Source organism: Nocardia sp. NPDC051911 (genome assembly GCF_040681035.1).
Taxonomy (GTDB): Bacteria; Actinomycetota; Actinomycetes; order Mycobacteriales; family Mycobacteriaceae; genus Nocardia; species Nocardia sichangensis.
This window is the reverse complement of sequence record NZ_JBFAXY010000046.1, coordinates 1-24,599: the sequence shown is the minus strand read 5'-3', so window position 1 is coordinate 24,599 and position 24,599 is coordinate 1. Positions and strand designations below refer to the sequence as shown.

The window sequence follows — 24,599 nt, the reverse complement described above, 5'->3', positions numbered from 1 at the left end:
TGAGCTTCCTTTTGAGGGAGGTTCAGGTGGGTCTGAGCTTCCTTTTGAGGGAGGTTCAGGTGGGTCTGAGCTTCCTTTTGAGGGAGGTTCAGGTGGGTCTGAGCTTCCTTTTGAGGGAGGTTCAGGTGGGACTGAGCTTCCTTTTGAGGGAGGTTCAGTACAATCCGGCTCCGATCCCTCCGGGGATCTCTCCGTTTCGGGGAGGTGAGCTGATGTAAAGACGCTAACCTATTATTCGCTCCTCCGCAACACCCAAATCGACACACTTCTAAGCGGCCTACTGTCGGTCGCAAGAATCTAATCGTCGGACCTTTGCGCATTATCGGTGCGGGGCTGTGGAGCGCATCCGTGAATATGCTGATAATACGTACGCAGTGACGGTCGCGCGACAGAGCGGTCTTGCGAAGGCTGGCCATGTCGTCAGTCTTCTGATCATCAGTGCAACCGACGCTGCGCGTGAGTTGGAACCTCGAAGCGAGCAACTCGCAGACTGTGCGTATAAGAATCTGGAATTCGCCTAGAAATCGCTGCTTACCATTCGTGATGCTGGAGGGCGAACCCCAATCCTTTGCCGTCACGGCGGCGCTCGGCAGTCAGCTCCCAGTCCTGCTCGTCGAGATGGAAGAACCGCTTCAGCTCGGCCCGCGTCAACACCCCGAAATGGCCGTACCCCGGCACCACGCCCTCTTGACGCACAGTCGCCCACGAAACCATGAGCGCCACGCGACATTCAGCAACCGCCATGATCAGCAGAATCGGGGTCCGCTGAACTGGCTTGGCGCGACTTTGCGCGCCCCTGGACCCCGCGTGCCCACCCGCGCGGATTCGAACGGCGTGACCCGATCGAGGGGTTCTCCGCGAAGTTGGCCGACATGTAGAAGACGCGGTTGAGACCGCGGTGGTAGCGGCGAGGCCGGTGCAGATTTCCACGGATACGGCCGGAATCCCAGGGAGCGGGCGCCGAACCAGCAAGCGCGGCCAAGCGGTCCGGGGTGGCGAAGGATGACATGTCGCCGCCGGTGACCGCGAGGAATTCCGCGCCGAGCAAGTGGCCGAACCCCGGCAGGCTGGTGATCACCTCGGCGAGCCCATGCTGATCGAACCGGCTCTCGATGAGCCTGTCGGTCTTCTTGATCTGGTCGTTGAGGGCCATCACCTCCCGAGCTAGCTCGGCGATCACAGTGGCGGTGAGCGCCTCGCCCGGCAGGCTGACGTGCTGCTGGTGTGCGGCGGCGACAGCCGACGCGGCGATCGTGTCGTGGTTGCGGACTTTCCCTGTGCGCAAGCAGCGTTCGAGTCGGACTGCGCCGATTCGGCGTAGCGCGGCCGGGGTCTGGTAGCCGGTCAGCAGCGTCAGTTGCCCTGTGCGCGTCAGGTCCGCGAGAACACGATCGAGCGCGGGAAAGACTCCCAGCAGCAGACCTCGCAGGCGATTGATGACACGGGTGCGGTCAGCGACCAGGTCCTTGCGTCGAGCGGTCAGCAGTTTTAATTCCACGGTGACCTCGTCACCGGGACACAGCGGGCGCAGATCGCGACGCATCCGCGCTTGGTCGGCGATGATCGCGGCGTTTCGCGAGTCGGTCTTGGCTTCTCCGCGATAACCGCCGGCCGCGCGGTTGAGAGTGCGGCCGGGCAGGTAGAGCAACCGCTGGTCGTGGGCCAGGAGCAGGCTGATCGGCAACGCCGCACCGCCGTTGGGTACGTCCACCGCCCAGGTGACCTGGTCACCGAGACGGGCGACATCGTGCATCAGACTCGAGAGTTCGGCCTCGTCGTTGGAGACCCGCCGCGACAACAGTCGCTTTCCGTCGGAGCCGATGACCACGCAATGGTGATGATTCTTTCCGACATCGACGCCAGCCCAGATCTGGGCCATGAACACCTTCGGTCGCTCGATACACATTCGCCCTACGGACGACCACGCCGGCGTTGTCCTACAGAGCGATTCGCCCGAACATCCCAATTGGCGGCCGGGGTCGTCGCGGGAAACCGGGCGGCCAAGTCTCCGGAGCCAGGTTCGGCGACCTCATGAAAGCCACACCCGGTTCTCCAGGGCCTGCAGAACCTTACGACTGGCTTGCTCGACCCGGAACTGAAGGTAGGACCTCGTGACCAGCGTAGCGGTGACCGCGCGAGCGGATCTGACCGACGCCCGATGGGCACGGCTGGGAAGACGAACCAACCTTCGACCGCGGGGAAGGAAACGGCAAAGAAAGCGGGACGGTTCAGTCACGGCTTGAGTCGGCCCGAGGGTTCCGGTGACCGGAAGACCTGCCATCGCCGCTGGTCAAGCCTCTGTCGTTGACCTGACAATATGATCAGGGCGGTCCGGCCTGAGCTACGCCGAGAGGTTGATCGAGATTTCCATGTTCTCGCCGGTTCAGCGGTGTGTGGTGAGCGTTCGGGGCGGTACTGCTGTGGAATGGGTGCGGTAGAACTCGAGGTGGGCTCGGGCTGTTCGGTCCCAGCTGAACGAGGCGGCGAGGGCTTTGCCGTGCTCGGTGCGGCACGGGTCGGGAACCAACGCTCGCGCGAGTTCTGCGGCCAGCTCGGCGGGAGTGGCTGCGTAGCTGATGGCCTCGCCGAAAACCTCGCGCAGCACCGGGAGATCGCGTGCGACGACTGGGACTCCGGCGGCAAGGGCTTCCATGGCGGCGAGCCCGAATCCCTCTTTGGTGGAGAAGAACGGGAGGAGGGTCGATGCCGCCACGAGTGCGGGGAGTTCGGGGTGTGGGACGGTGCCGAGGATGGTGGGGCGGATGTCGAGTTCGGTTGCGCGAGTGTTGAACTGGGTCCGGTAGTCGCGGTAGTCGAAGAGTGTTTCGCCGCCTGCGAAGACGAGGTGCAGGTCTGGATGATCGTGACGTAGCAGGGCGAACGCCTCGAGTAGGTCGATGCTGCCTTTGCGGGGTTCGATGCCGCCGACGGCCACGATGTACCGGCCGAGTCGGCGTCGCCAGGCGGCGCGGGCATCCGTGGCGTCGGGAGAGTCATCTGCGGCGGCCGCGAAACGGTCGTATTCGACGCCATTGGGAATCACGGTGGGGCGCAGAGCCCACCCGTCCTGAACCTCGGCCGCGACGGCGGCCGACACGCAGATGTGTGCGTAAGGCTCGACGATGGCGCGTTCATGGCAGCGGGCGAGTTCGGGGGTGGTGAAGTTGTCGAGGTGGTGGATGGTGCGGATGCGGCAGTCGACGGCGTTGGCGCTGATGCAGTCCTGTGCGTGCACGATGTCGTAGTCATCGGGAGTGAACGCCTGCCGCAGTACGTCTATGGAGCGCATGATTCGCGTCCCGACCTGTTCGCCGTCGGCACTGGTGAAGGGAACGACGCGAACTGTCACGGAGGAATCCACGGGGCGGAAGAAGGCGGCATCCCCGCCGCGTCCGAGCGTCCATACGGTGACATCCGCGCCGAGCCGGGCGAGCGACTCGGCGAGATTGAGCGTATGCACGACCCCTCCACGGGGTTTGGTGGAGTACGTGAGAAGTGCGATCCGCATCAGTAGCCGCTCTTTTCGGTCATCAAGTTGTGGTAGGCGTCGACACGGCGTTCGTCCAGGTGCCGCAGGACGCGCCGGGCTCGCTCGACCTCGGCATCGATGTCGAGGTCCGCCACCGCGAGGCCGCCCTTGGACCAGGTTTTGGCGAGGACGTCACCGCCGGGGCCGACCACCTTGGCTTGGCCGAGGAAACGCAGGCTGCCGGTGATTCCGGTTTGATTGGACGATGCGAGAACAACCTGGTTCTCGGCGGCGCGGGCCTGGTCGTACAGGTCGAAGAGGCGGGATTGCCGATCGTTGGGCATCCGGGAGGCGCGATCGGTGACGCTGGCGGGCCAGGCCGACAGCGCCGCGATGGTGCGGGCACCGTCGAGAGCGAGAGCTCGCGCGGACTCCGGGAACGTCTTGTCGTAGTCGATGAGCATACCGATCCGGCCGACCGGGGTATCAAAAGCCGCGAAGCGATCTCCGGCCGCATACGCGAGGTGTTCGCCGGCCGGCTGGTGTACTTTGCGGTGGCGGCCGAGCACCCCGTCGCCGGTGAGGCATACTGCGGCGTTGTAGCGGACACCGTCTGCACGTTCGGCATAGCCGACGCAGATCGTCATATCCCCGGCCAACCGGCACAACAGCCGGAACTCGGGTCCATCCGGGTCGATGGCCTCAGGCCCGGCGGCCGGATCCGGGTTGCGGAGGTCTCCGATGTAGCCGCCGAGGCTCGCATCGGGTAGCACGAGCAGGTCGACGCCGTCCTGGGTGAGCCGGTCGATGATACCGGCGATCTTGTCCAGAGCGCGGGCGATATCTGCGCCGAAATGCGCTGCGACAGCCGCTATTCGGGTGACGGTCATTGGTTCGCCTCAGGCCGCCGCGGTGGTGCGGGCGGTGGCGGTGATCTGCCCGGCGAGGTGCTCGGCGTCGCGGGCGATGGCGGCGAAGCGGCCCGAGCCCCAGGTGTGCAGCCAGGGCAGCCCGAGAAAGTACAGCCCGGGCGTGGTCGTGACGCCGCGGTTGTGGCACGGGTGACCCTCACCGTCGAAGACGCCGACGCGCAGCCACCGGTAGTCGGTGCGGAACCCGACCGACCACACTACCGACGTGATATTGCTCGCCGACAGATCGAGTTCGGTGATCTCGCGCTGCGGACGCCACACCGGGCGGTACCGCGGTTCGGTGGGCGCGTCGATACCAGCACGGGCGATATAGGTGTCGATGGAGTCCTTGATGCTCTCGGCGACGGCGTCGGCGGCATCGAGGTCCCGCTCCAGCGACGGCTCGAAGTACGCTGTGCCGTCGGCGACATCGACCATCCTGCCGTAGAGCGCCATCCCCTCGACCGCGAATTGGCGCAGGTCGATATCGCGGCCGCCGTCTCGACCGGTGACGTAGTGGTTGGTGTTCTCCCGCTTGCCCAGCCCACCCGGCTGATCTTCGATCGGGATGTCGTAGTGGCCCATGTCCTCCAGCCATGCGACGCAATCGCGGCCCCTGTAGAAGCGGGCGACGCGGGGCGCGGTCCCGACCGCGAGATGTACCCGCCGACCCTCCAGATGGAGGTCCTCGGCGATCTGTGCTCCTGATTGGCCGGTACCGACGATGAGGACGGCGCCGTCGGGCAGGTCCGCAGGGTTGCGGTATTCGGCGGAGTGGAGTTGCTGAATCGAACTCGGCATCCGCTCGGCGAAGCGGGGCACGATCGGCGTGTGGTAACCGCCTACTGCGACCACCACCTGATCGGAATGCAGTGGGCCCGAGGTTGTCTGGATGTCGAAGCCGCCGTCGACCGATACCGTGACCGCGGTGACGGCGACGTGTTCGCGAACCGGCGGATCGAAGGTGTCGGCATAGGCGCGGACCCATGTGTAGACCTCATCGCGTTTCATGAAGCCGTGCGGGTCGGGTCCGTTGTAACGGTAACCAGGCAGCACACACTGCCAGTTGGGAGTGACGAGAGTGAAGTTGTCCCAGCGGGTGTCGCGCCACTCGTGGGCGATGGTGTCGCGCTCGAGGACGACATGGTCGATGCCGCGAGTGGTCAGATGCCAGCTGATCGAGAGCCCGGCCTGTCCCGCGCCTATCACGACGACGTCACGGTGTTCCACGGTGGTACCGGAGTCTGTCTGGGGGGTCACGGTTTTCCTCCGGTGTTTGCCGCCTCGACCGACGGCGGAGTCATCGACAGCACGCGTACCGTACCCGGTGATGTCCGGGCCTGTGCTGCGCTTGCTTCGATGGCGTGCAGGGTCTGCATGGCGGAGGTGCAGTAGAAGCCGAACTTCTCGCGCACTCGCTCGGCCGCGCTGTTCAAAGCGCTCGAGGCGCGGGTCAGGAAGTCGTCGATCGGATAGTCGACGCCGGTGGCCAGATGATCATGGATCACCAGCGAGGGCGAATAGCAGGACTGGACATTGCCGTCCGGCCAGCGGATGTCGAATGTCACATCAGGCATGGATCGTCTCCAGCTCTTCGGGCACCGCGGGCTGCCCGACCACGCCATGGCGGGCGACGACGCTGTGGTAGAGCTCGGGGCGTCGGTCGCGCAGGTTGTACATGCCGCCGCCGCGTGCCAATTCGAGTGCGTGATCGACGTCGACGGTCGCGGTGGCGAGACCGGGTTCGGTACCGGTGGTGGCGAGCAGGTCGCCGCCGGGGCCGACGATCTTGGCGCTGCACACGAAGCGCAACGAGCCGAACGTCCCGGCCTGGTTCGACGCGACCCACACCACCTGGTTCTCGACTGCGCGAGCGCGGTCGAAGATATCGAAGCGCTGGGTCCAGCGGTCGTCTTCGAGTCGTTCGGTGGTGGCGGTGCGGGCGGTGGGCCAGGCCGAGAGCGAGGTGATGATCTCCGCGCCGTCCAGTGCCAGCGCTCGTGCGGCTTCGGGGAATGCCTTGTCGTAGCAGATCTGCATGCCCATGCGGCCGACCGGGGTGTCGAAGGCGCGATATTCGGATCCGGCAGCGTAGCAGAGGTTTTCGCCGAGGGGCTGATGTACCTTGCGGTAGGAGCCCAGAACCCCGTCGCCGGTGAGTGTTACGGCGGCGTTGTAGCGGAGATCGCCATCGGCTTCGCAAAATCCGAGGGTGACGACGAGTTCACCCGCCATCGCCGCGATGCGGCGCAGTTCCGGGCCGTCGATGGTGAGCGCCGGCGGCAGACTGCGTAGACGGCGTTGCTTGGCCTCCTCGCTCTCCCCACCGCCGCCCAGGCTGGGCAGGTAGCCGCCCAGGCAGGCCTCGGGCAGCACCAGTAGTCGGCTACCGCGTTGCTGCGCCTGTTCGATCAGCGAGCCGATGGTGGCGTAGCACGCCTCCATGTCGCGGCCGAATTCGGCGGCGGCCACGGAGATCGATAGTTCGGTCATGAGTGTCCCAATCCGGTTACCGCGCTGTCGAGCGCGTGAGTGACTTCTCCGTCAGGCCAGCGCAGCCGCACGCCGGGAGTCGCGCTGAGCACGCCGCACACGGCGGTCGTCGCCGGGCCTACCGGGGTGACGGGGGTGCCGGGGCGATCGGCGGTGAGCATCGCGAAGCCGGGGAAGCAGGTGATCCAGTCGGCCAGCTCGGCGCCCGGCGGGCGCGGGATGCGCGCCACATCGAGTTCGACCCCGACACCGCTGGCCTCGGCGAGCATGCCCGCGGTCCCGGCGATTCCGGCCATGCTGACATCCTTCGCGGCCTTCGGACCGGTGTCCGAGACGAACCGGCCCAGTGCCCGCAATTCCGTGCCGCTCCGATGTGACGACGAATCCCATTGTCGCCCGGTATATCCGGACCGCCAGCCGCCGCCCAGGTCAGCGGTCAGCCGGAGCTCGTCGCCGACCTCGCCGCCCCCTCCTGGCACCGGCCGGGCGGTACGGCCGAGCGCGGTGACCGACAGCGCCGCCGGGACACCCAACTGGGTGTGGCCACCCAGCACCGGCACCTCCCAGATGCGGCTGGCGGCACCCAGGCCCCGGAGCACCCGGGTCAGCAGCGACCGGGTGGGCGCGGCGACCGCGTCGAGAAGGCCGATCGGTTCTGCACCCATCGCGGCGAGATCGTTGAAGTTGACCAGGGCCGCACACCATCCGGCCCATTCCGGGTCCCGTTCGACCATGGAAGGCAGGATCGCGTCGCACGCGGCGACCAGGTCGCAGCCCGGGACCGGTGCGCCGTCATCGCCTCGGAATCCGGCGCCGCCCAGTGTCATCGGTGTATCGCCCAACTCGGACAGCGCTTGCCCGAGCATTGCCTTGGTGGTTCGGGCCAGCCGCTCGATTCGGTCGATCGGCCAGCGCATCTTCAGGTGCGGTGTATCTGCCACGGTGGTTTCGGCGAGCGCTGTCCACCCGAGTTGGGAGAACAGCGACCGGTAGCGGGTCTGCACGGTGGCCTCGAACCGAAGAACGTTATGGGTTTCGGCATAAGCGCACGCCGCTTGCACGAGTGCGCGGCCCACACCATGGGTGCGACCCCTGCAGTCCACCACCAATCGACTGCCGGTCCACCACCCGAGGTCTTCGGCGGTGGCCGGTGCCAGGCGCACTCCGCCCAGCAGGGCTCCGTCCGGGGCGATCGCGACCAGGATCTGGGCCCGGGGGTCGTCGTCGATGTCGTCGGCGTCGCTGCCTGCGAACATGCCCTGCTCTGTAACGAAGTTCTCTCGGCGCAATGCGCGATAGACGGCGACATGTCGGGTATCGGCGAGCTGGATGAGGAATCCGCCTGCGGGGTCGGCCGGGGACGGATATCCGGAAAGGACGCAGTAATCCGGCGATGAAGCACGTATCCCGGACAGTTCGTCGATCCAGGATCGGGGTGCGGCCGTCGGTTCGCTCGTCGTCATCTCAGCCTCCTGCGGTCTGCAGCACACTGCACGCCCCACACGCCGCGCATCCGGCCTTCTGGTCCGTGCCGAGCATGTCGGCCCGACGTAGCTCCGCTGCCACGCGCCGGGTCACGTCCTCGAGGACCGCCGCGGTCGGCGGGCTCGCACGGTCGACGTCGACGGCTAGGGTTCCGGCGAGCGGCCGGAACGGCACCACGAACGGGTACACGCCCATGGCGATGAGTTCCGCCGCACCCGAGACCAATTCGTCCGGGTCTTCGCCCAGACCGACGAGTAGATAGGTGGAGACCTGGTTACGGCCGAACACTCGCACTGCTTCGGCCCAGGCTGCCCGGTAGTCGGACAGCGGCACGGTGGACTTTCCCGGCATCCATCGAGCACGCACTCGGTCGTCGAGCGACTCGACGTGGATGCCGATCGCATCGGCTCCCGCGTCGCGTAGCTCGCTCAGAGTCGCCAGGTCGCCGGGGGGCTCGCACTGCACCTGGATCGGAAGGGTCGGCACCGCTTGCTTGACGGCTCGCACACAGCGGGCGAGGTGCCTTGCACCACGGTCTTTTCCGGCCGAGGTGCCGGTGGTCATCACCAGTTGCCGGATACCGTCGAGCCGCACTGCCGCCTCGGCGACCTCGGCGAGCTGATCCGGTCGCTTGACGGCGATCGTGTTGCCGGACGCGAGAGATGCCTCGACCGAACAGAATCGGCACCGTTGGTCTTCGCCGTAGCGAATGCAGGTCTGCACCACCGTGGTCGCCAGCACATCCTTTCCGTGCAGTCTGGCGATCTGCTGGTACTCCACGCCGTCGGCGGTGCGCAGGTCGTAGAAAAGGGGTCGGCGCACCGGTTCGACGGTCACGCCGAGATCGGTGCCCTCGTAGAGCAGCCTATCGGCACGAATCGTGTATGGGCTCTCCGGGCGGAGGGGGATGGCAGCGCCGGCACCCCCGAACAGCACATGACCGTCGTCGCTGGGGCCGGCACCGGAACGGCGCTGCACCGGCACATCGACGCGGATGCCCAAGAGTGCGAGATCTACTCGCGTGGATACCTCGGTCATGACGGCGGCCTACAGTTGGTAGGTGGAGTTGATGATGGCGCCCTTGCGGGCGTAGTGGATCAGCGCGTCCTGCACGTCCAGTGGATGCGCCGGGATCACACCTTCGATGAGGTCCTCCTCGCGGGCACCGTGCAAGGCGAGACCGAACCGGCAGGCGAACACCTTCCCGCCCTCCTTGATGAAGGTGGCGAGGGCCTCGTTGATGTTCTGCTCACCGGGGAACCCGCTGTCGCCGGTGGTCGGAAAGCCGCGGGTGGCAAGGCAGTTGATCGCGCCGGGACCGTAGAAGTAGATGGCGGATTCGAAACCCTTGCGGAGTGCGCGCGTCGCCTGCAGGATGGCCACGAAACTCACCGACGATTCATGGGCGATGCCGTGAACCAGCGTGAAATAGGTTTCGCCTGCCTCCGCCTGATAGTCGGGAAAGATCTTGGTGCCGCCGTAGATACTGGTGCCCTTCGGCAGGGCCGGGTGCGGGATTTCGGCGAGTGATTTCGCGATGTTCTCCTCGATCGCCTTGTCGATCTCAGAGGTCGATGTGGTGGGTGCCGACATGGTTCGTCTCCTGGGCGTGGTCGGTGTGAATTCGGTGATTGGCAGTGCGCCCGCTGGGTGTCCGGGTGGTCACCGATGGACCAAGTTCACGCTCGGCCTGTTTCCGGTTGGTCACCTGGGGAAGAATTGGAGGTTTCCGGATGCTCACCACGCACGTTTGTGAATGGACTCACCAATCACACTGTGACACAACGTAATTAGTTCCAGCACCAGCGTATCGTGGTGCCGGATGGGTTGGCGCGGAGTCGATGCGGTGTAATCGTCGTCCTGGACTTTTCGGGTTTCTGTTAATCGCATCGACCCAGAGCCCCTTCGACTCGAAACATGGACGAAACCGTTACTGGGCCGTAGCGATCGCTGACGGACTCGACCGGACCGGCAACCGGTAGCTACCCGGTCGCCACCTCCGTCCAGCTGGCCGAAGCCGACGGGCGCGGGGTTATGGTGCTCGACACCGGGCACGTGCCGAGCACATGCTGGAATCCATTGGCCGGCTCGGTCAACATTCCGTTGCACGAATTCGAGAACCGGCTCGCCGATATCGCCGACGGCGAGATGCGGGTCCACCGTTCCTGCGGCTACCGGTGCTCCATCGCAGCGGGCGTGCTCGCACGAGCCAGGCGAACGGTGACCCTCATCGACAACGTTTTCGAACACGCTGTCGCACTGGACTCACCGCCGCGCTCGGCGGGCACGCGACTGCCGGTAAACCGACATGAACAACGGTACAGCTCGCAGATTCAGCCGACGAGGCTGCGCCCTCTGCCGCGCCGGAGACTGTGCTGCTGGATGTCAGCCACGATGAGCAGCGGGCCGCCGGGCACATCGAGGGCGCACTGCATCTGCCACTGGCTCTGTTCGACCCCGAAGGCTGGATGAAAGTCCCCCATCGACGGGGATCCGTACCGGATAAATCTCCTCGACACGCGCGGACTACGCGGTCGACGGTCGGTTGCGATGCGCCTCTCTCGGCGGTGTCGTCGGTGCGTGCTCCGGTGTCCTGAAGGACTATGCCGGGCTGTCACCGGTCTCCTCGCCGTACATCAGGCCACCGGCCGACCGGACTGGCTCGAACCCGAAAAACGTCTGCTCGACAAGCCGATTGAGCGCTCCACCGATCCCGCCACCCCCGCCAGCTCGTTCGACACCGCCGACGATGCCGAAACTCCTCGTCATCCGTCGCGCGATCCCATCGTCGACGTCGCCCCCGCAGGCGCTTCCGCGCTGGCCAAAGACCTCCCACCGCCGCTGTCGCCAGCGCACGGGTACCCGCCCTGCACACCGCGAGCGGGCCGATCTGACGTTGCCCGCGCCCCCGCTGCTGGCCAATGGCTGACCGTCCTCGAAGCCGCTCTTCGCGGTCCGCTGAAAATTGCGGAGAGCGACCGGTAGCTCCAGCGCGCCAATGGATTGATCGGTACCGCCCGCACCGAAGCCCCGGCGGCACGGTCAGTATCGCCGGGCCCACTCACTCGGTTCCCCTCCTGACCGACCGAACCCAGAAGAATGGCGCACCGGCCGCCTTGCGTCTGCCGTGGCTCGGTCTGTGACCTCCCGGTGACCATTCGGGCCGACCTGTCCGGCTGCCCGGCACCGTCCCCAGCCTCGACCGACGGTTGCTCACTGTCCGCACCGCTTGCACCCTCTCGGATTGGCCGCGGGCCGACCTGTCGCCCGATGCCAGTCGTCGCCGATCCGGCTGAGGAATCCACTGAGCCACAGGTCGGTGGTGATCACCGCAAGCCCGCTGAGATTCGCGGTGATCACCACCGCTGCCGAACCCCAATCGCGCTTTCAGTGTCCAGATGATGAGCTTGGTGATCACGGTGCCTCAGCGTTTGCCTGTACCGCAACCGGCACGGGCACGCCCGCTCGAGTCGCATCCGGCAGCCACCAATTCCAGGTCCCGAACAGCTTCATCAGCGCGGGCACCAGCACTAACCGCACCAACGCCGCATCGATTGCGACGGCCATCGCCAGAGCGAGCCCGATCTGTTTCAGCTCGAGCACGCTCCCGGTGAGGAAGCTGCCGAAGATCGCCACCATGATGGCCGCCGCCGCACTGATCGGGCGGGCGGTGTGCTGCAGTCCCGCCGCCACCGCGTACTCGTTGTCGGCTGCGGTGCGCGCGGAATCCTCCCAGAACTCCTTGACCCGCCGGATCAGGAACACCTCGTAGTCCATCGACAAACCGAACAGGATGGCGAACACCATGGTCGGCACGAAAACCTGGATGAATCCGGTGCTGTGGAAGTCGAACAGCGACTCGCCGAGGCCCCACTGGAACACCGCGACGGTGATGCCCAGAGCCGCGCCGGTGGCCAGCAGATTCATCACTATTGCCTTCATCGGCAGCGCGATGCTGCGGAAGGCGGCGGTGAGGAACACGAACGAGCAGCATAGAACCAGTGCGATCACCAGTGGCAGTTTCCCGGTAATCTCGTCCGACAGATCGGCGAACTCGGCCGTCACGCCGCCGACTAGCACCTGCGCTCCGGGCAATGCGGCGGCCCCGTCGCGGATCTCCCTGACGAGTCGATCGGCACCGGTGGAATCGAATGACGTCCCCGGCACCACCATCGCGAAGATCCGTCCGTCGCGTTGGATCGGTAGCACCTGTTCGATGCGCGGGTCCGAGCGCAGCGCGGACAGGAAGTCCTGTACTGCGGTGGCCGAGGTGGAACTCAGTTGGGAATCGCCGGGACCGGTCGCGACCAGCGTGATCGGTGCGAGCAGGCCGGACGCGAAACTCTCCGAGGCGACCTTGCCCGCCTTGCCGGAGGCCGTCTCGGTCATCGCCGCGCTGCCCATATCGATCCCGTAGCGCACTCCGGCCAAAGGCGCGGCCGCCAGGAGCAGGGCCACCGTGGCCGCGATACCGAACACCGCGGGTCGAGCCATGACGATCCGGCTCCACCGCGCCCACCGTCCGCTCGTCGGATCGGTGGCCTCGGTACCCGGTCGAGTCTCCAGCGACTGCCACCGCGCGGGCAGCGCACCGCGATTGACCCGCGGCCCGAGCATCGCCAGTACCGCTGGCAGCAGTGTCAATGCCACCGCCAGGGTGGCGACCACCGCGGTCGCGACACCGACCGCGATCCCCCGGAACGCCGGCGCCCGCACCACGACCAGCGAGCAAAGCGAGATCATCACGATGAAGCCCGAGGCGACGATGGTCTTGCCGGCCGTGGCGATGGCGATTCCGCAGGCGTGGGCGACACCGACCGGGGAACTGCCGCCGGGCTTCGCCAACTCCTCACGGAAGCGACTGACCACGAACATCGCATAGTCCAATGCGATACCGGTGCCGACCATGGTCACGACGGCCAGCAGCATCGAACTCGTGCTCATCACATGCGACAGCAGAAAAAGCCCGCCGAATGCGAGCAGTAGCCCGCTCAATGCGACCATCACCGGCACCAGCGCGGCGACCACCGTGCCAAGCGCGAGGATGAGCAGCACGAATGCCACCGGCAGGCCGAGCGCCTCGGCCTGGCCGGAATCGGCTACCTCGATCTGCATCAGATCGTGCAAAATCGGTGAGAATCCGGTGATGCCGACGCTGACCCCGTCAGCGGAGTAGTGGCCGGCCCGTTCCTGCAGCTCACCGGCCAACTGCGCACGCGCCGCAATCGCGCCATCAATCCTGATGACCGCCATCGCCGCATGTCTGCTAGCCGAGATCTGCGACTTCTGATCACCCTGGAATGGCCCGACCGCCATCTGCACCCCCGGCGCACCGCGCAGCTCCGCGACCGCTCGCTCCACGATGGCCCGGTAGGCCGGATCGTCAACGGTTCGCTCGCGCGAATCGAAGACCAGCGCCAGCTGTTCGGCGCCTAGATCGGGATAGTGCGCGGCAAGTAGTTCGGTGATCCGTGTCGAATCCGCCCGATCGGCGTGGAATTCCATGGCCTCGAGGCGGCCGTTGAGTTGGGGGTAGGCGACCGCGCACGCGGCGATGAGTATCAGCCAGAGCGCGACGACGATGCGCCTGTGCTGTGCCATCGCGACGCCCCAGCGGTAGCCGATCCCTTGATCGCTGTTCGTGTGCCGTCTGCCGGCTTCGACCGTCCGGTGTGCCATATACCCGCCGTCTATCCGTGCCTCGTCCCCCAACTGCCGCCGACGGTCCTCGCCGCGCTGTGCCACTACGCCACGATGTGGCCGGTAGTACTGCGCTGGCCCGGCCCTGGTCACATCGTGTGCGTGCCGAACTGCCCATTGCGGCAATAGAGGCGCGGGGAACGCTCCCAACCGAGGACACCTGTGCCCGCCGATACCTCACTGTCGTCGCATGGTGAACAGCGGCGCATCGGCAAGGAACGGATTTCTCCAGACCACCACGTAGGTAGGTCGGGCGGATCACCACCGCGTGAGCGAGGTTTCGATCGGCACTTGACATATCACCTCGGGATGGCGGTGTGCTGGGATGAGGATGGCATTGAGGGCTTCGCCGTATTCATGTAGGACTGCGGAGCCCGTCGACAGGAAAACAGGAGTTCGTCGAACGCGCCCGGTCACACGTGCGCGAGATGAACTCCCAGCTCGACCTCAACCCCACCACCCGAGGTGAGGAACAGGTCGCTCGTCTGCGCGCGATGTTGCGCTACTCGATTCCGCCCCTGACCTTCCGGGACATCTGCGAGAGCAGCCACACCAGCATCCGCCGACACGTCGTCCGCGCCTCTCCACCCGCGCGAACCGGCCCGCAAGGCGCCCCATCAACTTGTTGAGTCCTTCCACCCCCGCCCCACGGCCTGTGCCCTCGGCTGCGGCAACCACCAATTCGGCTGTTTACAAGCAAATTCAGCAGAATTGCGTGGTGACCGCCCTCAATGCGGAGGTCATGTCGAAACCTCGTCGAACCAGCCCTGAACCGAACGACTGTCGGTCGCGAGCTGCAGCTGGAGTACTAAGAGGTGGCGCGGAACTAACTCCGAAGAACCAGGAAACACGAGGTTGAGCCGCCCCCGAATCACACGTGCCGGCGTAGACTCGGGGGCGGCCCCGATCACGAGTGGTCCTAGGCAGCCGTGGCATTGGGTAATGGCCGTCCACTCCGAATACCGCACTGCAGGACACTTAACGGCCTTGAAGGGAAGCCGTGGTGTCGAGTCGTGCCTGCTTCGGACTCACTCGTGACGATCAGGACGACAGGGTCTGGCCATCAACAAATAAGTGGCAAAGTATGGGTCTTCCTGCCAGTTGGCTATCGCACGTCTTACCTGGTGTAGTTCGTGGGCCTATCAACAATTCGATGGTGTGAGTATCCATGGCAACAATATCCCGAAGCCGATTCCCGCTACACCCAGTTTCCAGGCAAAGGTACGAATGCGCATCAGCAGCTGTGCAATGATGACGTACGTAGCACGGGGACTGTAAAACCAGCTCTGCTGGTACCATCCAGCGATGTCAACGTCGGCTGAATACTGGATCTGTCACAAACTTCGTGATTGAGCCCGTTTGGGATGCGATGGGGCGGTTGAGAGTTCATCATGTCGCGGGCGTTCTGATCTTGGACCGATGAGGGTCGTGTACCCGCATCTGGACGGGTTGCGGATCGAGATGATCCGCGCGGCGGGTTCAACGGTGCGGATCGATCCGCTACCGGTGTGGATCCGGTCGGGTGTCCCGGCTGCGGGACGCTGTCGAGCCGGGTCCACAGCCGTTACCGGCGGCGGTTGTCCGACACTTCGATCACCGGCCGCGAAGTCGTGATCGGGTTGCGGGTTCGTAGGCTGTTTTGCGGCAACTTCGACTGTGGAAAGACGACTTTCGTCGAGCAGGTGCCGCAGCCCGCGGCCAGGCACGCCCGCCGCACGCTGATCCTGCAGCGTGCGTTGTGCGTGGTCGGGTTGGCGTTGGGCGGCCGCGCTGGTGCGGGGTCGACGCGGCAGTTGGCCGCCACGGTGAGCCGGATGACGTTGCTGCGCCAGATCCGGGCACTGCCCGATCCTCAGCATCCGATCCCGCGGGTGCTGGGTTTCGACGATTTCGCCCTGCGGCGCGGGCACAACTACGGAACGATCCTGATCGGCATGCAGACCCGCCGCCCGATCGAGGTGCTCGACGACCGGACCGCCGACACCCTGGCAGCCTGGCTGCAAACCCACCCGGGCGTTGAGATCGTCTGCCGTGACCGCCCCGGCGCCGATCGCTGGCAGTGCGCCATGAGGCGCCTGGTCGTATCCCCGGTCCAGCCGGGAGGAACTCGGAAGGAGGTTCTTGGGTCTGATGGCTTACCTGGAGCCGAAAGGTGAAAGGGACAGCAGCATGTCATTGAAGCGGCGGTCGTGCTCAGACGTCGGAGGCGGCGCGTCGCGGGACCCGCGTGATAAGGCGAAAGCTGGATTGCCTGAATCTCAATCCTAAGTTGATGGAGAGTCGCATCCGTCGGAAACATCGACGCCCGGTGCCGACGCCGTGTCCTGCCCTGCCTTAATGCCCTGGGCTGGGGCAACTTCCAAGGCACGGAACGATGCCCAGTGAGGGCATCGAAGGGGATGAGTGGGACGCGTACCTCATGCCGTCACATACGGCAGGACGAACATGGGATCGCCTACGGGACGCGAGTCCTACGGGGACGGAGGCTCCGGTGCGACACGAGGTCGCACGTTGTGAATGAACGCATCAAGGGAGGTTCGATATCGGAGGTCTAGTTCCAAGCCAGTGCTCGAAGGCTTGTCTCCGAGCGGAGTGCGGAGCATCAGGGTGAAGGCACGAAGGTTCTCGTTCCATCCGGGGACTACAGGCCAGGAGAAGACCGGACGGGCGAACGCGCAGTGAATCCTCGATGACGGTTCGTCACCGTCGCCTCCGCCGACGGGATGCGCTAGCGGAGGAACAGGACTGGCCGCTGGGGTAGCGACCGGTGCCGCGAAGGCTCGGGGCCGAGCGGGAGAGCACCACCGTCCCCGGGATGAAGAGGGCGCTCACCCCTGTCGTGTCTCACACGTGCGGAACGTGCAACGCCGGCCGAGGTCCGGATCCCCGCAGGGGCCCGATAAGCCGACCGCACGGATGGTCCAATTCCTCAGTGGGAACAAGATGGTCCAACAAGCGAATGCCGGCGCGCCGAAGGGCGACAGGAAACCCCCAGACCGCGAGCCGACTCCTCCGTCGGTGTCTTAGGGATAGGTGGCCGGATACGGGCGTTGTCCGGACCCGCAAGGGTGCTGACGTGGACCACGTGAGCTGTTGAATGCTTCGATACCAGAGCGCCGGAACTCCGCGCGATAGGCGGCCGGTCTGTCCCCGGCGCAGCTGGCCACCGTGCGCGTGCTGCAGTATGTGCTGGATCTGTCCTACCGGCAGGCGGCCGAGGCCGTGCGCTGCCGCATCGACTTCAAGTATGCGCTCGGTCTGGAGCTGGGACGACCCCGGTTTCCATCACAGCGTGCTGAGCGATTCCGTGACCGGCTCACGCGGTTGCGCGACCTGACCCGGCTCGAACTGATCACCGAGGCCGTCCGCGACGCACTCGAAGAACTCGCCCGCATTGCTCCGCATCTGCTGGCCGGCCTGGTCGACGAAGAATGGGGACGTCGCTACGGCCGTCCACTTCGCTTGGACAAGACCCAACTCGGCCCAAGTCCAAGATCTTCGCCGTCGGCGAGGACGCTGGCAAAGCTGCTTGAGCACCTGAAAGAACACGGACCCGACTACCTGTCCGGCCCCCAGGTCCAAGTCCTGCGACAGATCGTTCTGCAGAACTACTGCCGCGGCGAAAAGGGGGGTCTGCGCTGGCGCACCGACGATGACGGCGGTCTGCCGCCCTCATTTGTGGCGATCGTCTCTCCCTACGACACCCAGGCCCGCTACGCGCGTGTCGAGAGAAGGTCACCGGGATCATCGGTGACCATTTCACGCTGATGGTGCCCGACGGGTTGTGTCCATACATCGGGGTGCGCGGTGGACATTCTCAGAAATACGTACGTAACCGCGAACTTCGTCGAGTGATGCTCGACTCCATTTCGGAGGAGCGTCAAGCCAATGGAGTGAGATGCGGTTACGTGGTCGCTATTTAGTCTGAGCATGTGCGCGAAGTGCTGACGAGTCGTACGTACGTACCTTCAACGTACTCGCGGATGTGAGTGGTCGCGATTTCTTAGACCATCCTCGCCTGGTTAACGTCGTAATCACTACCACCGAAGTAGTGAGACCAACCGGTTGACATGCTTCCGATTTCATGCTTTAAATGTATGCGGCAATCAGCTCAATCGAGGATCCGTTTCGATCGGAAAAGCGACACAGATTCTAATTCGGCCTCCTACCTATCGGTGTGTCCGTGCGGATTATCGATACCGACCTAATTTCAAGACGATGTTGGTATATCGATACTATCGGGTAAGCACCGCTTGCTTTGATGCGATGAGATGAGATGAGATGAGATGGAATACCGGTCCGCAATCGAAGCGCACCCAAATTTGAACAAACCTACTACGGAATCAACGGCACATTCTGAAACAATCTTCAAGGGCGCAGGCGCTGAAACAACAGAAGCGCCCTTCCTTAGTATTTTCGACCCGGGGTTCGACTACGAGTCTGCCGAGGTGGCCGAAGCGCGGGAAGCGAACTGGTATGCCCAGACTCCGTTCGGGCCGATGGTTCTGCGTTACGAGCAGGCAGCCGAAGTTCTCCGTGACCGTCGTTTTGTTCGCGGCGGTCGGCAGTACATGCATAAGCAGGGAATCGTTGCGGGTCCGCTCTATGACTGGTTCACCGAAGCACTGCACAGTCGGGACGGTGGCGACCATACAAGACTGCGTGGGCTGGTCAGTCACGTCTTCAGTCGGCGTTTCGTCGAAGGCTTGCGTCCGTTCATCCGATCGACAACTGAGCGCCTGGCGACAGAGATCGCCGACGGCGAGGAGGAGTGCGACTTTATAGCCGCGTTCGCCAAGCGTACGGCGGGATTGGTCATGTGCCAGATGTTCGGGTTCCCGATCGAGGACTACGAGCTGTTCACCATGTGGCTGGACGACCTGGGGTTGGTGTTCAACACGGTAAGCGAGCGCGCCCGGTCGGAGGCCGCAGTAGTTGGCATGTCGGAGTATGTCACCGAACTGATCGAGCAGCGCCGGAAAAACCTCGGCGACGATCTCCTCTCGTCTCTCATCACGAGTCAGGAGGCCGGCGACAGGCTGACGATGAAGGAGCTTCACGACATGGTGCTGCTGCTTCTGTGGGCTGGCCAGGACACGACGACCAAACAGTTTGGGCGGGCGCTCACAGCGTTCAGCGAACACGTCGAACAGTGGGACATCCTGGCGGCTCGCCCTGAGTTGGCCGAACAGGCCGTTGAGGAAGTCTGCCGATGGAGCCCGCAGGCAAGGGTGAATTTCCGCTATGCCGCGGAGGACGTCACCATGCACGGCCTCGAAATTCCCGCCGATACGATGTTGCTGATCTCGACCGTTGCCGCCAACCGCGACCCTCGCGTCTATGAGAACCCAGAGGTGTTCGATATTACGGTACCGAGGAGCGCCCCCCAACTGGTCTTTGGAGGTGGGGTCCACGTATGTATCGGTATGAGCGTCGCCCGACTCGAGCTGGCAGAAGGGCTTGTTGCCCTCGCGCGCCGTTTCTGCCCGCCAACCGTCACAGGGGAAATCCGCTGGCCTCCAGCAACCGCGATGATCCACGGTCCGGAATTCCTCCCGGTGAAATTTACCAAGAGAGTCTGACAGCTGGTACATCATCTCCGTCAAAACTTATAACAATGCTATTGATACGCGACAGAAAATCTTCTACCGCCGCCGCGGCGCGGTTCGAACAGCACCTCGAAACCATCGCTGAAGTTTTCGACGGGAAGCTGTCACCACTTGAGCTACATGCCAGGAAACTGGAAGATACTTTGGCTGCCGCAGCGAAGGTGCCGCTGTATGCCGACTGGCTGCCCATGTTGCTCGAACAGGGCATCGCGAACCGCCCACTGGAAAGTTTACTTAATAGTATCCCGCTGCTCGGAAAGCGGGACTGGGGTGACCATAGCTATGCGGCTTTCGCGCAGCCGATACATGAGTTCCTGCATTACTACGAGACCTCCGGCACCACCGGACCGGCCTCGGCAGCGCCAAAAGCGCTGGACGACCTCATCGTGAACACCACGAACGTCGGCGAGATGTGGGCGCGACTTCTTACGCCGACCGATGTGGCTCTGATTTTGATCACTGCTCCGCTGGGTCCGGCCCCATACCAGTTCGAGAAGGTGTTCGAGTATCTCGGCATTATGTCGCTGAAGCCGTGGGTCGACTACATCGACGGCGACTACACAAAGGTCTTGGACCTCATCGACAAACTCTCGGTGAACGTCTTCGTCGGGGCGCCATCGCGACTGCTGGCCTTGATCCAGTTCGCAGTCCAGCATGGCCGGAGGAGACCGAAATTCGATCATCTGTTCCTGATCGGTGAGCAAACCGGTCCGGCTCAACTCCGTCACCTGAGCCGGCTCACCGGCGCTTGCGCGCACGTCGGCAGCTATGGCTCCTCCGAAACCGGTACGATCGCGGCGACCTGCGAGCACGATCAGCTCCATCTCCAGGTGCAGAGTTTCGTTCTCGAACTGCTCGACGAGCGCGGCCCTCGCCTGGTGGACGGCTCCGCCGACAACGGCGAGCTGGTTGTCACAACCCTCGACTTGCCAAGTCGTCCTCTCCTTCGTTATCGGACAGGCGACCTGGTGGAGATCGATGACAAGTCGTGCGCCTGTGGACTGGCGCTGCCTGTGGTCCGCACGCAAGGTCGAATGCAAGATGTGCTCGCCATGCCTGGCGGCACGGTGCGGCAGGAAGACCTGGAAGCCGCTCTCTGGTCGGACATGGATCCCGGACCGATAGTGCTCAATTACATGCTCCTCGTCCGGGGCTCCATGATTACGTGCATGGTGACCACCGATCAGCCGCCGAACCACACATGGGCATCAGAAACAGCGCGACGAATCTCCCCGTTTTTCCCTACCCATCGAATCCTCGTGCAACCGGTCCCAACGCTTTCTCCTCTGGCCTCGTTGAGCGGGGATCTCGGTTGGAAGCTATCACGTGTGCTCGACCTCGACGACGCGAAGGCTTGGGACCGTCTTCCTCGTCCGATAAGACAACTGTCCGCAGCACTGTTCGATGAGTTAGGCAAGAGAACCTAGATGGCTGAGAGTCAGTACGAGCGGATCGCCTCCGAATTGACAGACCGCGAGAAGTTCGAATTTGTGCTGGGTGTCTACTTTCGCACCCAAGCGGCAATCGAGAAGTACATGGGCCGAGATCGATTGCCGAAATGGACCGAACACATCGCACGAATGAATACGGATGCTACGGAGAGACGACTGCCGGACCGTGTCGACCGAGAACGCAGCGTGCTCGGCTCACTGGCCAAGATGCTTGATGTCTACGGCTCCGACAAGACGCTCACAGAGCAGGACGGGATCTACCTGCTGGAGGTTCGCCAATGCGGAATATACGATTATCGTGAACGAGCCCAAGCGCAAGGCGTGGAGTTGACCCTCCCTACTCCGTGTGAATTCTGCGTCGATCTTCGCTACCACACAGCCGCCAATCTGGGCATGGACATATCGCATGAGCTAGGGCACCGCAGCTGCCGGTGGGTATGCCGCCGCCCCGACACGCTGTCATCGCATCTCGGTGGCCTGCACACCTAGAAGCAGTTGCATGATTAACAGAGAGTGAGATGGAGCTTCCTTCACTGCCATATCGGCGCAATCCTCGCCGGCCATGGGACCCGGCCGACGAACTGCTCGAACTGTGTGCCGCACAGCGAGTTCCCAGAGTAGAGCTCACCAGCGGCACTCCCTTATGGCTCATCGCCCGCTACGACGACGCCCGGTGCGTACTCTCCGACAGCAGGTTCAGTAGCAATCTCACCGCCCCAGGTACAGCGTTACCGAAACCGGAAGAACAGACGCTTGAGCAAAAACTGAAATCCCGGCAACCCGGGACCTTTCTCGAATACGACCCTCCGGACCATACGCGGCTGCGAGGGCTGATCGCTGGTGAGTTCACTACGGGAGCGATGCATAAACTGCGGCCACGTATCGAAGCCATCGTCGATCGATGCCTCGATGCGACCGAAGCCGCAGGCCCGCCTGTCGACCTCGTACAGGAATTCGCGCTCCCCATGCCCTCGCAAGTGATCTGCGAACTACTCGGTGTTCCCTTTGAAGGGGAATTCGACTTCGTCGGTCACACCATTGTTATGACCGACACAATGGCGCCCCCCGAGAAGTTGCTGACCGCCCGCGACGAGATGCGCAACTACATGCGCGAACTCGTGGTGAAACACCGAAGGGATCCCAAGGATAACTTGCTCGGACGGTTGGTACGCGACCACGGAAAGGGCATAACCGATGAAGAGCTGGTCGGAATAGGGAACTTGCTACTGATCGCTGGCCACGAAACGACTGCCATGATGCTCGGAATCGGCACGCTTGTCCTCCTTCAGCATCCGGTGCAGATGGATATGATGCGTAAGGATCCGTCGTTGGTGGTGCCCGCTGTCGAAGAGTTACTGCGTTACACATCGATCGCGAACCATGGCGCTATCCGAACGGCCACCGAGGACGTCGAAGTCGGTGGTCAGCTGATTAAGAAAGGCGACGCGGTGGCGGTGTCGATCCCGTTGGTCAACCGGGACCAGACGCGATACGAAGATCCCCATCGTTTCGATATCACGCGTGAGCCGAAAGGTTCACAGCTCGCTTTCGGTCACGGCATTCACCATTGCATCGCTGCCCCTATGGCTCGACTCGAAATGCAGATTGCATTCCCAGCGCTACTTCGCCGCTTCCCGGCGCTAAGCCTCGCCGTCCCTCTCGAGTACATTCCGATTCGCAAGTCGAACGTTACCCATGGGGTTTTCGCCTTGCCTGTTTCCTGGTAGCAAGGAGACTCTCCGTGTCGAACATCACGGCCATCATCGCGCGCGTTATCGTCGAGAATATTGATGCGGCACTGCCGCTCTATCAAGATCTGGCCGATGCGGATGATGTGCATCGCTTCGCATTCCGTGACGTCGAATTGGCCAGCGTGGGGCCGTTCTTACTGATCAGCGGCAATACTTCTTCGTACCGAAACCGCGTCGCTACTCTCGCGGTTAAGCAGCTCGCTCCGGTGATCGCCGCCCTCGACCAAGCTGGGGGCGAAATACTCGAAGGCCCTGCACCGACGCCCAATGGGGATCGGTTGATCGCTCGCCATCCCGACGGGTCAGTCTTCGAATACGTGGCTTCCACGACGCGCTGACTGAGGTTCCCGGCTTGTATTTCCGGTATCGGTTTCGTGGACGGCTAGTTTCCCTCGGCGATATTGTAGTCGTAATAGCGTCGGCCGGAACTTGTGCGGGTCCGGATCTGAACGACGGCGATGGAGTGGAGCGCAGAGTTGAGATCTCGTTTCGCGTAGCGAGAAGCCGATGTCGGTTGTAGTCGCCGCTGGCGACTTGGACCGGTGTGGTACCGGTGTAGTTCGCGTAGGCCGCGGCGGTGGGAAACCGCCGCGGATCACGGGTGCCGGCAAGGACTGGGGCGGCGAGGACGGGGCCGACCCCGACGATGTCGGTGAGCGATGTGGCGTGCTCGTCGAGTACCTGCTTCATCGTGGCGGTGTTATCGGCGAGCTGGCGGTCGCAGCGTCGGACATCGGCGATGAGGTCTTCGACGAGTTGTGTGCGGACCTCGTCGGTTGCAGTGGCAGGGGTGACGGTGTGCAGGGCTTTCTCGGCGGCGGTGGCTGTCAGCGCGCGTTTCATGCCGCCCGGGATCAGTTCCCGCAAGAGAGCATGCAGCTGGTTGAGCGGCCTAGTGCGATGCCGACTGAGGGTGTGTCGCCGCTCGTCCAGGAGCGCAAGGGCGCCGGTGTGGTCCTCGACGGCGACCGGTCGGCTCTCCCCGCGGATCGCTGCCACGCAGGCCGCTGCGGCGGCATCGATCGGATCGTTCTTGCGGCGGCCCCCGCGGGAAAGTGTGCGGATCTTCGCGGTGGCGGTCGGGGGAATGTCGACCGCGGTCCCACCCCGACCGATCAGCCACTGCGCCAGGTGATGACCAAGCCCCTCGGCGTTTTCGATGGCGGTGTGGGACGCCTTGTGCGAGTCGACACCGAGGATGATCATGCGAGCAGGTCTCCCTGGAGCCAGGGGTCGAAAGAGACCGAAACGCCGCCCTCATCTGCCTGGCCCGACGCCGCTGCGACGTCCTCTACTCGATGCTCAAACACGGCGAAGTCCACCGATCACCCACGACCTCAGCGGCTTGACGAACACTATAGGAACGTCCCCGCCGCAACACATCAACCAAGCTTCCCCACCACACTCATACAATTTGCGACACAACTCCTCCGACGGCGCGAACAATCCCAGGTAACCAACTGCAGTCGGTACTCCTACGTAGGTCTAGCCTGCATCGGGATGCGCCTCGCCGTTTTATTCAAGAAAATACGGGCTGAAGATCGACTAAAGAGGAATTGCGTGGAAGCATTGGCACCGAAATTTGACGTGGTCCCTGTTGTGCTTTTCGTGCGAATTCTCTGCTCGATTCGTCTGTTCATCGCAGCACCTATGCCCGACCGGAGAAAACCGTGAATCCAGTGTCGCCCGTCTCCTCGATCGAGAACGAACCGGACACAAATCCTTTCCTG

The 24,599-nt window shown here is 63.8% G+C and carries 20 protein-coding genes and 1 pseudogene; 8 read left to right on the top strand and 13 right to left on the bottom strand.

Annotated elements, in window-relative coordinates:
* The coding region (locus AB0L97_RS35430) for a hypothetical protein (RefSeq protein WP_364438535.1) at positions 1-218 on the top strand (218 nt) is incomplete at its 5' end.
* A gap of 313 nt (positions 219-531) precedes the next feature.
* Here the strand turns inward: AB0L97_RS35430 and AB0L97_RS35425 are convergent.
* The 12 genes from AB0L97_RS35425 to AB0L97_RS35370 all read right to left on the bottom strand — a co-directional run bounded on the left by AB0L97_RS35425 (position 532) and on the right by AB0L97_RS35370 (position 14,037).
* Positions 532-744, bottom strand: coding sequence for a DUF4158 domain-containing protein (locus AB0L97_RS35425; RefSeq protein WP_364438532.1), 213 nt, complete (start codon positions 742-744; stop codon positions 532-534).
* Positions 731-1,879, bottom strand: a complete 1,149-nt coding sequence (locus AB0L97_RS35420) for an IS110 family transposase (protein ID WP_364438529.1) — start codon at positions 1,877-1,879, stop codon at positions 731-733. Before AB0L97_RS35420 ends, AB0L97_RS35425 begins: the two co-directional genes overlap by 14 nt.
* A 504-nt stretch (positions 1,880-2,383) precedes the next feature.
* Complete coding sequence (locus tag AB0L97_RS35415) at positions 2,384-3,508, bottom strand: MSMEG_0565 family glycosyltransferase (RefSeq protein WP_364438526.1); 1,125 nt, start codon at positions 3,506-3,508, stop codon at positions 2,384-2,386.
* Complete coding sequence (locus AB0L97_RS35410) at positions 3,508-4,359, bottom strand: carbon-nitrogen hydrolase family protein (RefSeq protein ID WP_364438523.1); 852 nt, start codon at positions 4,357-4,359, stop codon at positions 3,508-3,510. Before AB0L97_RS35410 ends, AB0L97_RS35415 begins: the two co-directional genes overlap by 1 nt.
* Before the next feature lie 9 nt (positions 4,360-4,368).
* A complete protein-coding gene (locus AB0L97_RS35405) occupies positions 4,369-5,640 on the bottom strand; it encodes an MSMEG_0569 family flavin-dependent oxidoreductase (protein WP_364438520.1) in 1,272 nt (423 codons plus the stop codon).
* Positions 5,637-5,957 carry an MSMEG_0570 family nitrogen starvation response protein gene (locus AB0L97_RS35400; RefSeq protein ID WP_364438517.1) on the bottom strand — a complete coding sequence of 107 codons (321 nt, stop codon included), beginning with the start codon at positions 5,955-5,957 and terminating at the stop codon, positions 5,637-5,639. The genes AB0L97_RS35405 and AB0L97_RS35400 overlap by 4 nt, the downstream gene beginning before the upstream one ends.
* On the bottom strand, positions 5,950-6,873 hold the full coding sequence (locus AB0L97_RS35395; protein WP_364438514.1) for a carbon-nitrogen hydrolase family protein: 924 nt from the start codon (positions 6,871-6,873) through the stop codon (positions 5,950-5,952). Before AB0L97_RS35395 ends, AB0L97_RS35400 begins: the two co-directional genes overlap by 8 nt.
* Positions 6,870-8,336, bottom strand: coding sequence for an MSMEG_0567/sll0787 family protein (locus tag AB0L97_RS35390; protein WP_364438511.1), 1,467 nt, complete (start codon positions 8,334-8,336; stop codon positions 6,870-6,872). Before AB0L97_RS35390 ends, AB0L97_RS35395 begins: the two co-directional genes overlap by 4 nt.
* A 1-nt stretch (position 8,337) precedes the next feature.
* On the bottom strand, positions 8,338-9,396 hold the full coding sequence (locus AB0L97_RS35385; protein ID WP_364438508.1) for an MSMEG_0568 family radical SAM protein: 1,059 nt from the start codon (positions 9,394-9,396) through the stop codon (positions 8,338-8,340).
* A 9-nt stretch (positions 9,397-9,405) separates the two neighbouring features.
* A complete protein-coding gene (locus AB0L97_RS35380; RefSeq protein WP_039804722.1) occupies positions 9,406-9,951 on the bottom strand; it encodes an MSMEG_0572/Sll0783 family nitrogen starvation response protein in 546 nt (181 codons plus the stop codon).
* A gap of 740 nt (positions 9,952-10,691) precedes the next feature.
* A complete protein-coding gene (locus AB0L97_RS35375) occupies positions 10,692-10,841 on the bottom strand; it encodes a hypothetical protein (RefSeq protein WP_364438504.1) in 150 nt (49 codons plus the stop codon).
* 931 nt (positions 10,842-11,772) lie between these two features.
* Positions 11,773-14,037 carry an MMPL family transporter gene (locus AB0L97_RS35370; RefSeq protein WP_364438500.1) on the bottom strand — a complete coding sequence of 755 codons (2,265 nt, stop codon included), beginning with the start codon at positions 14,035-14,037 and terminating at the stop codon, positions 11,773-11,775.
* Between the two features lie 1,529 nt (positions 14,038-15,566).
* On the opposite strand from AB0L97_RS35370, the gene AB0L97_RS35365 reads away from it, so the two are divergent.
* From AB0L97_RS35365 to AB0L97_RS35335, 7 genes are all read left to right on the top strand, one after another.
* Positions 15,567-16,214, top strand: a complete 648-nt coding sequence (locus AB0L97_RS35365) for a transposase family protein (protein ID WP_364438497.1) — start codon at positions 15,567-15,569, stop codon at positions 16,212-16,214.
* Positions 16,215-17,202: 988 nt separating this feature from the next.
* Positions 17,203-17,826, top strand: a complete 624-nt coding sequence (locus tag AB0L97_RS35360; protein ID WP_364438574.1) for a transposase — start codon at positions 17,203-17,205, stop codon at positions 17,824-17,826.
* 518 nt (positions 17,827-18,344) lie between these two features.
* Complete coding sequence (locus AB0L97_RS35355) at positions 18,345-19,640, top strand: cytochrome P450 (RefSeq protein ID WP_364438494.1); 1,296 nt, start codon at positions 18,345-18,347, stop codon at positions 19,638-19,640.
* A 35-nt stretch (positions 19,641-19,675) separates the two neighbouring features.
* Positions 19,676-21,094, top strand: a complete 1,419-nt coding sequence (locus tag AB0L97_RS35350) for a hypothetical protein (protein WP_364438491.1) — start codon at positions 19,676-19,678, stop codon at positions 21,092-21,094.
* On the top strand, positions 21,095-21,607 hold the full coding sequence (locus tag AB0L97_RS35345; protein WP_364438488.1) for a hypothetical protein: 513 nt from the start codon (positions 21,095-21,097) through the stop codon (positions 21,605-21,607).
* A gap of 29 nt (positions 21,608-21,636) precedes the next feature.
* On the top strand, positions 21,637-22,845 hold the full coding sequence (locus tag AB0L97_RS35340) for a cytochrome P450 (protein WP_364438485.1): 1,209 nt from the start codon (positions 21,637-21,639) through the stop codon (positions 22,843-22,845).
* Positions 22,846-22,859: 14 nt separating this feature from the next.
* The gene (locus AB0L97_RS35335; RefSeq protein ID WP_364438484.1) at positions 22,860-23,207 is read left to right on the top strand and encodes a hypothetical protein; all 348 of its coding nucleotides are present in this window, start codon (positions 22,860-22,862) and stop codon (positions 23,205-23,207) included.
* 223 nt (positions 23,208-23,430) lie between these two features.
* On the opposite strand, the pseudogene AB0L97_RS35330 reads toward AB0L97_RS35335, so the two are convergent.
* Positions 23,431-24,075, bottom strand: a pseudogene (locus AB0L97_RS35330) (transposase); the annotation flags it as partial.
* Positions 24,076-24,599 lie beyond the last annotated feature (524 nt).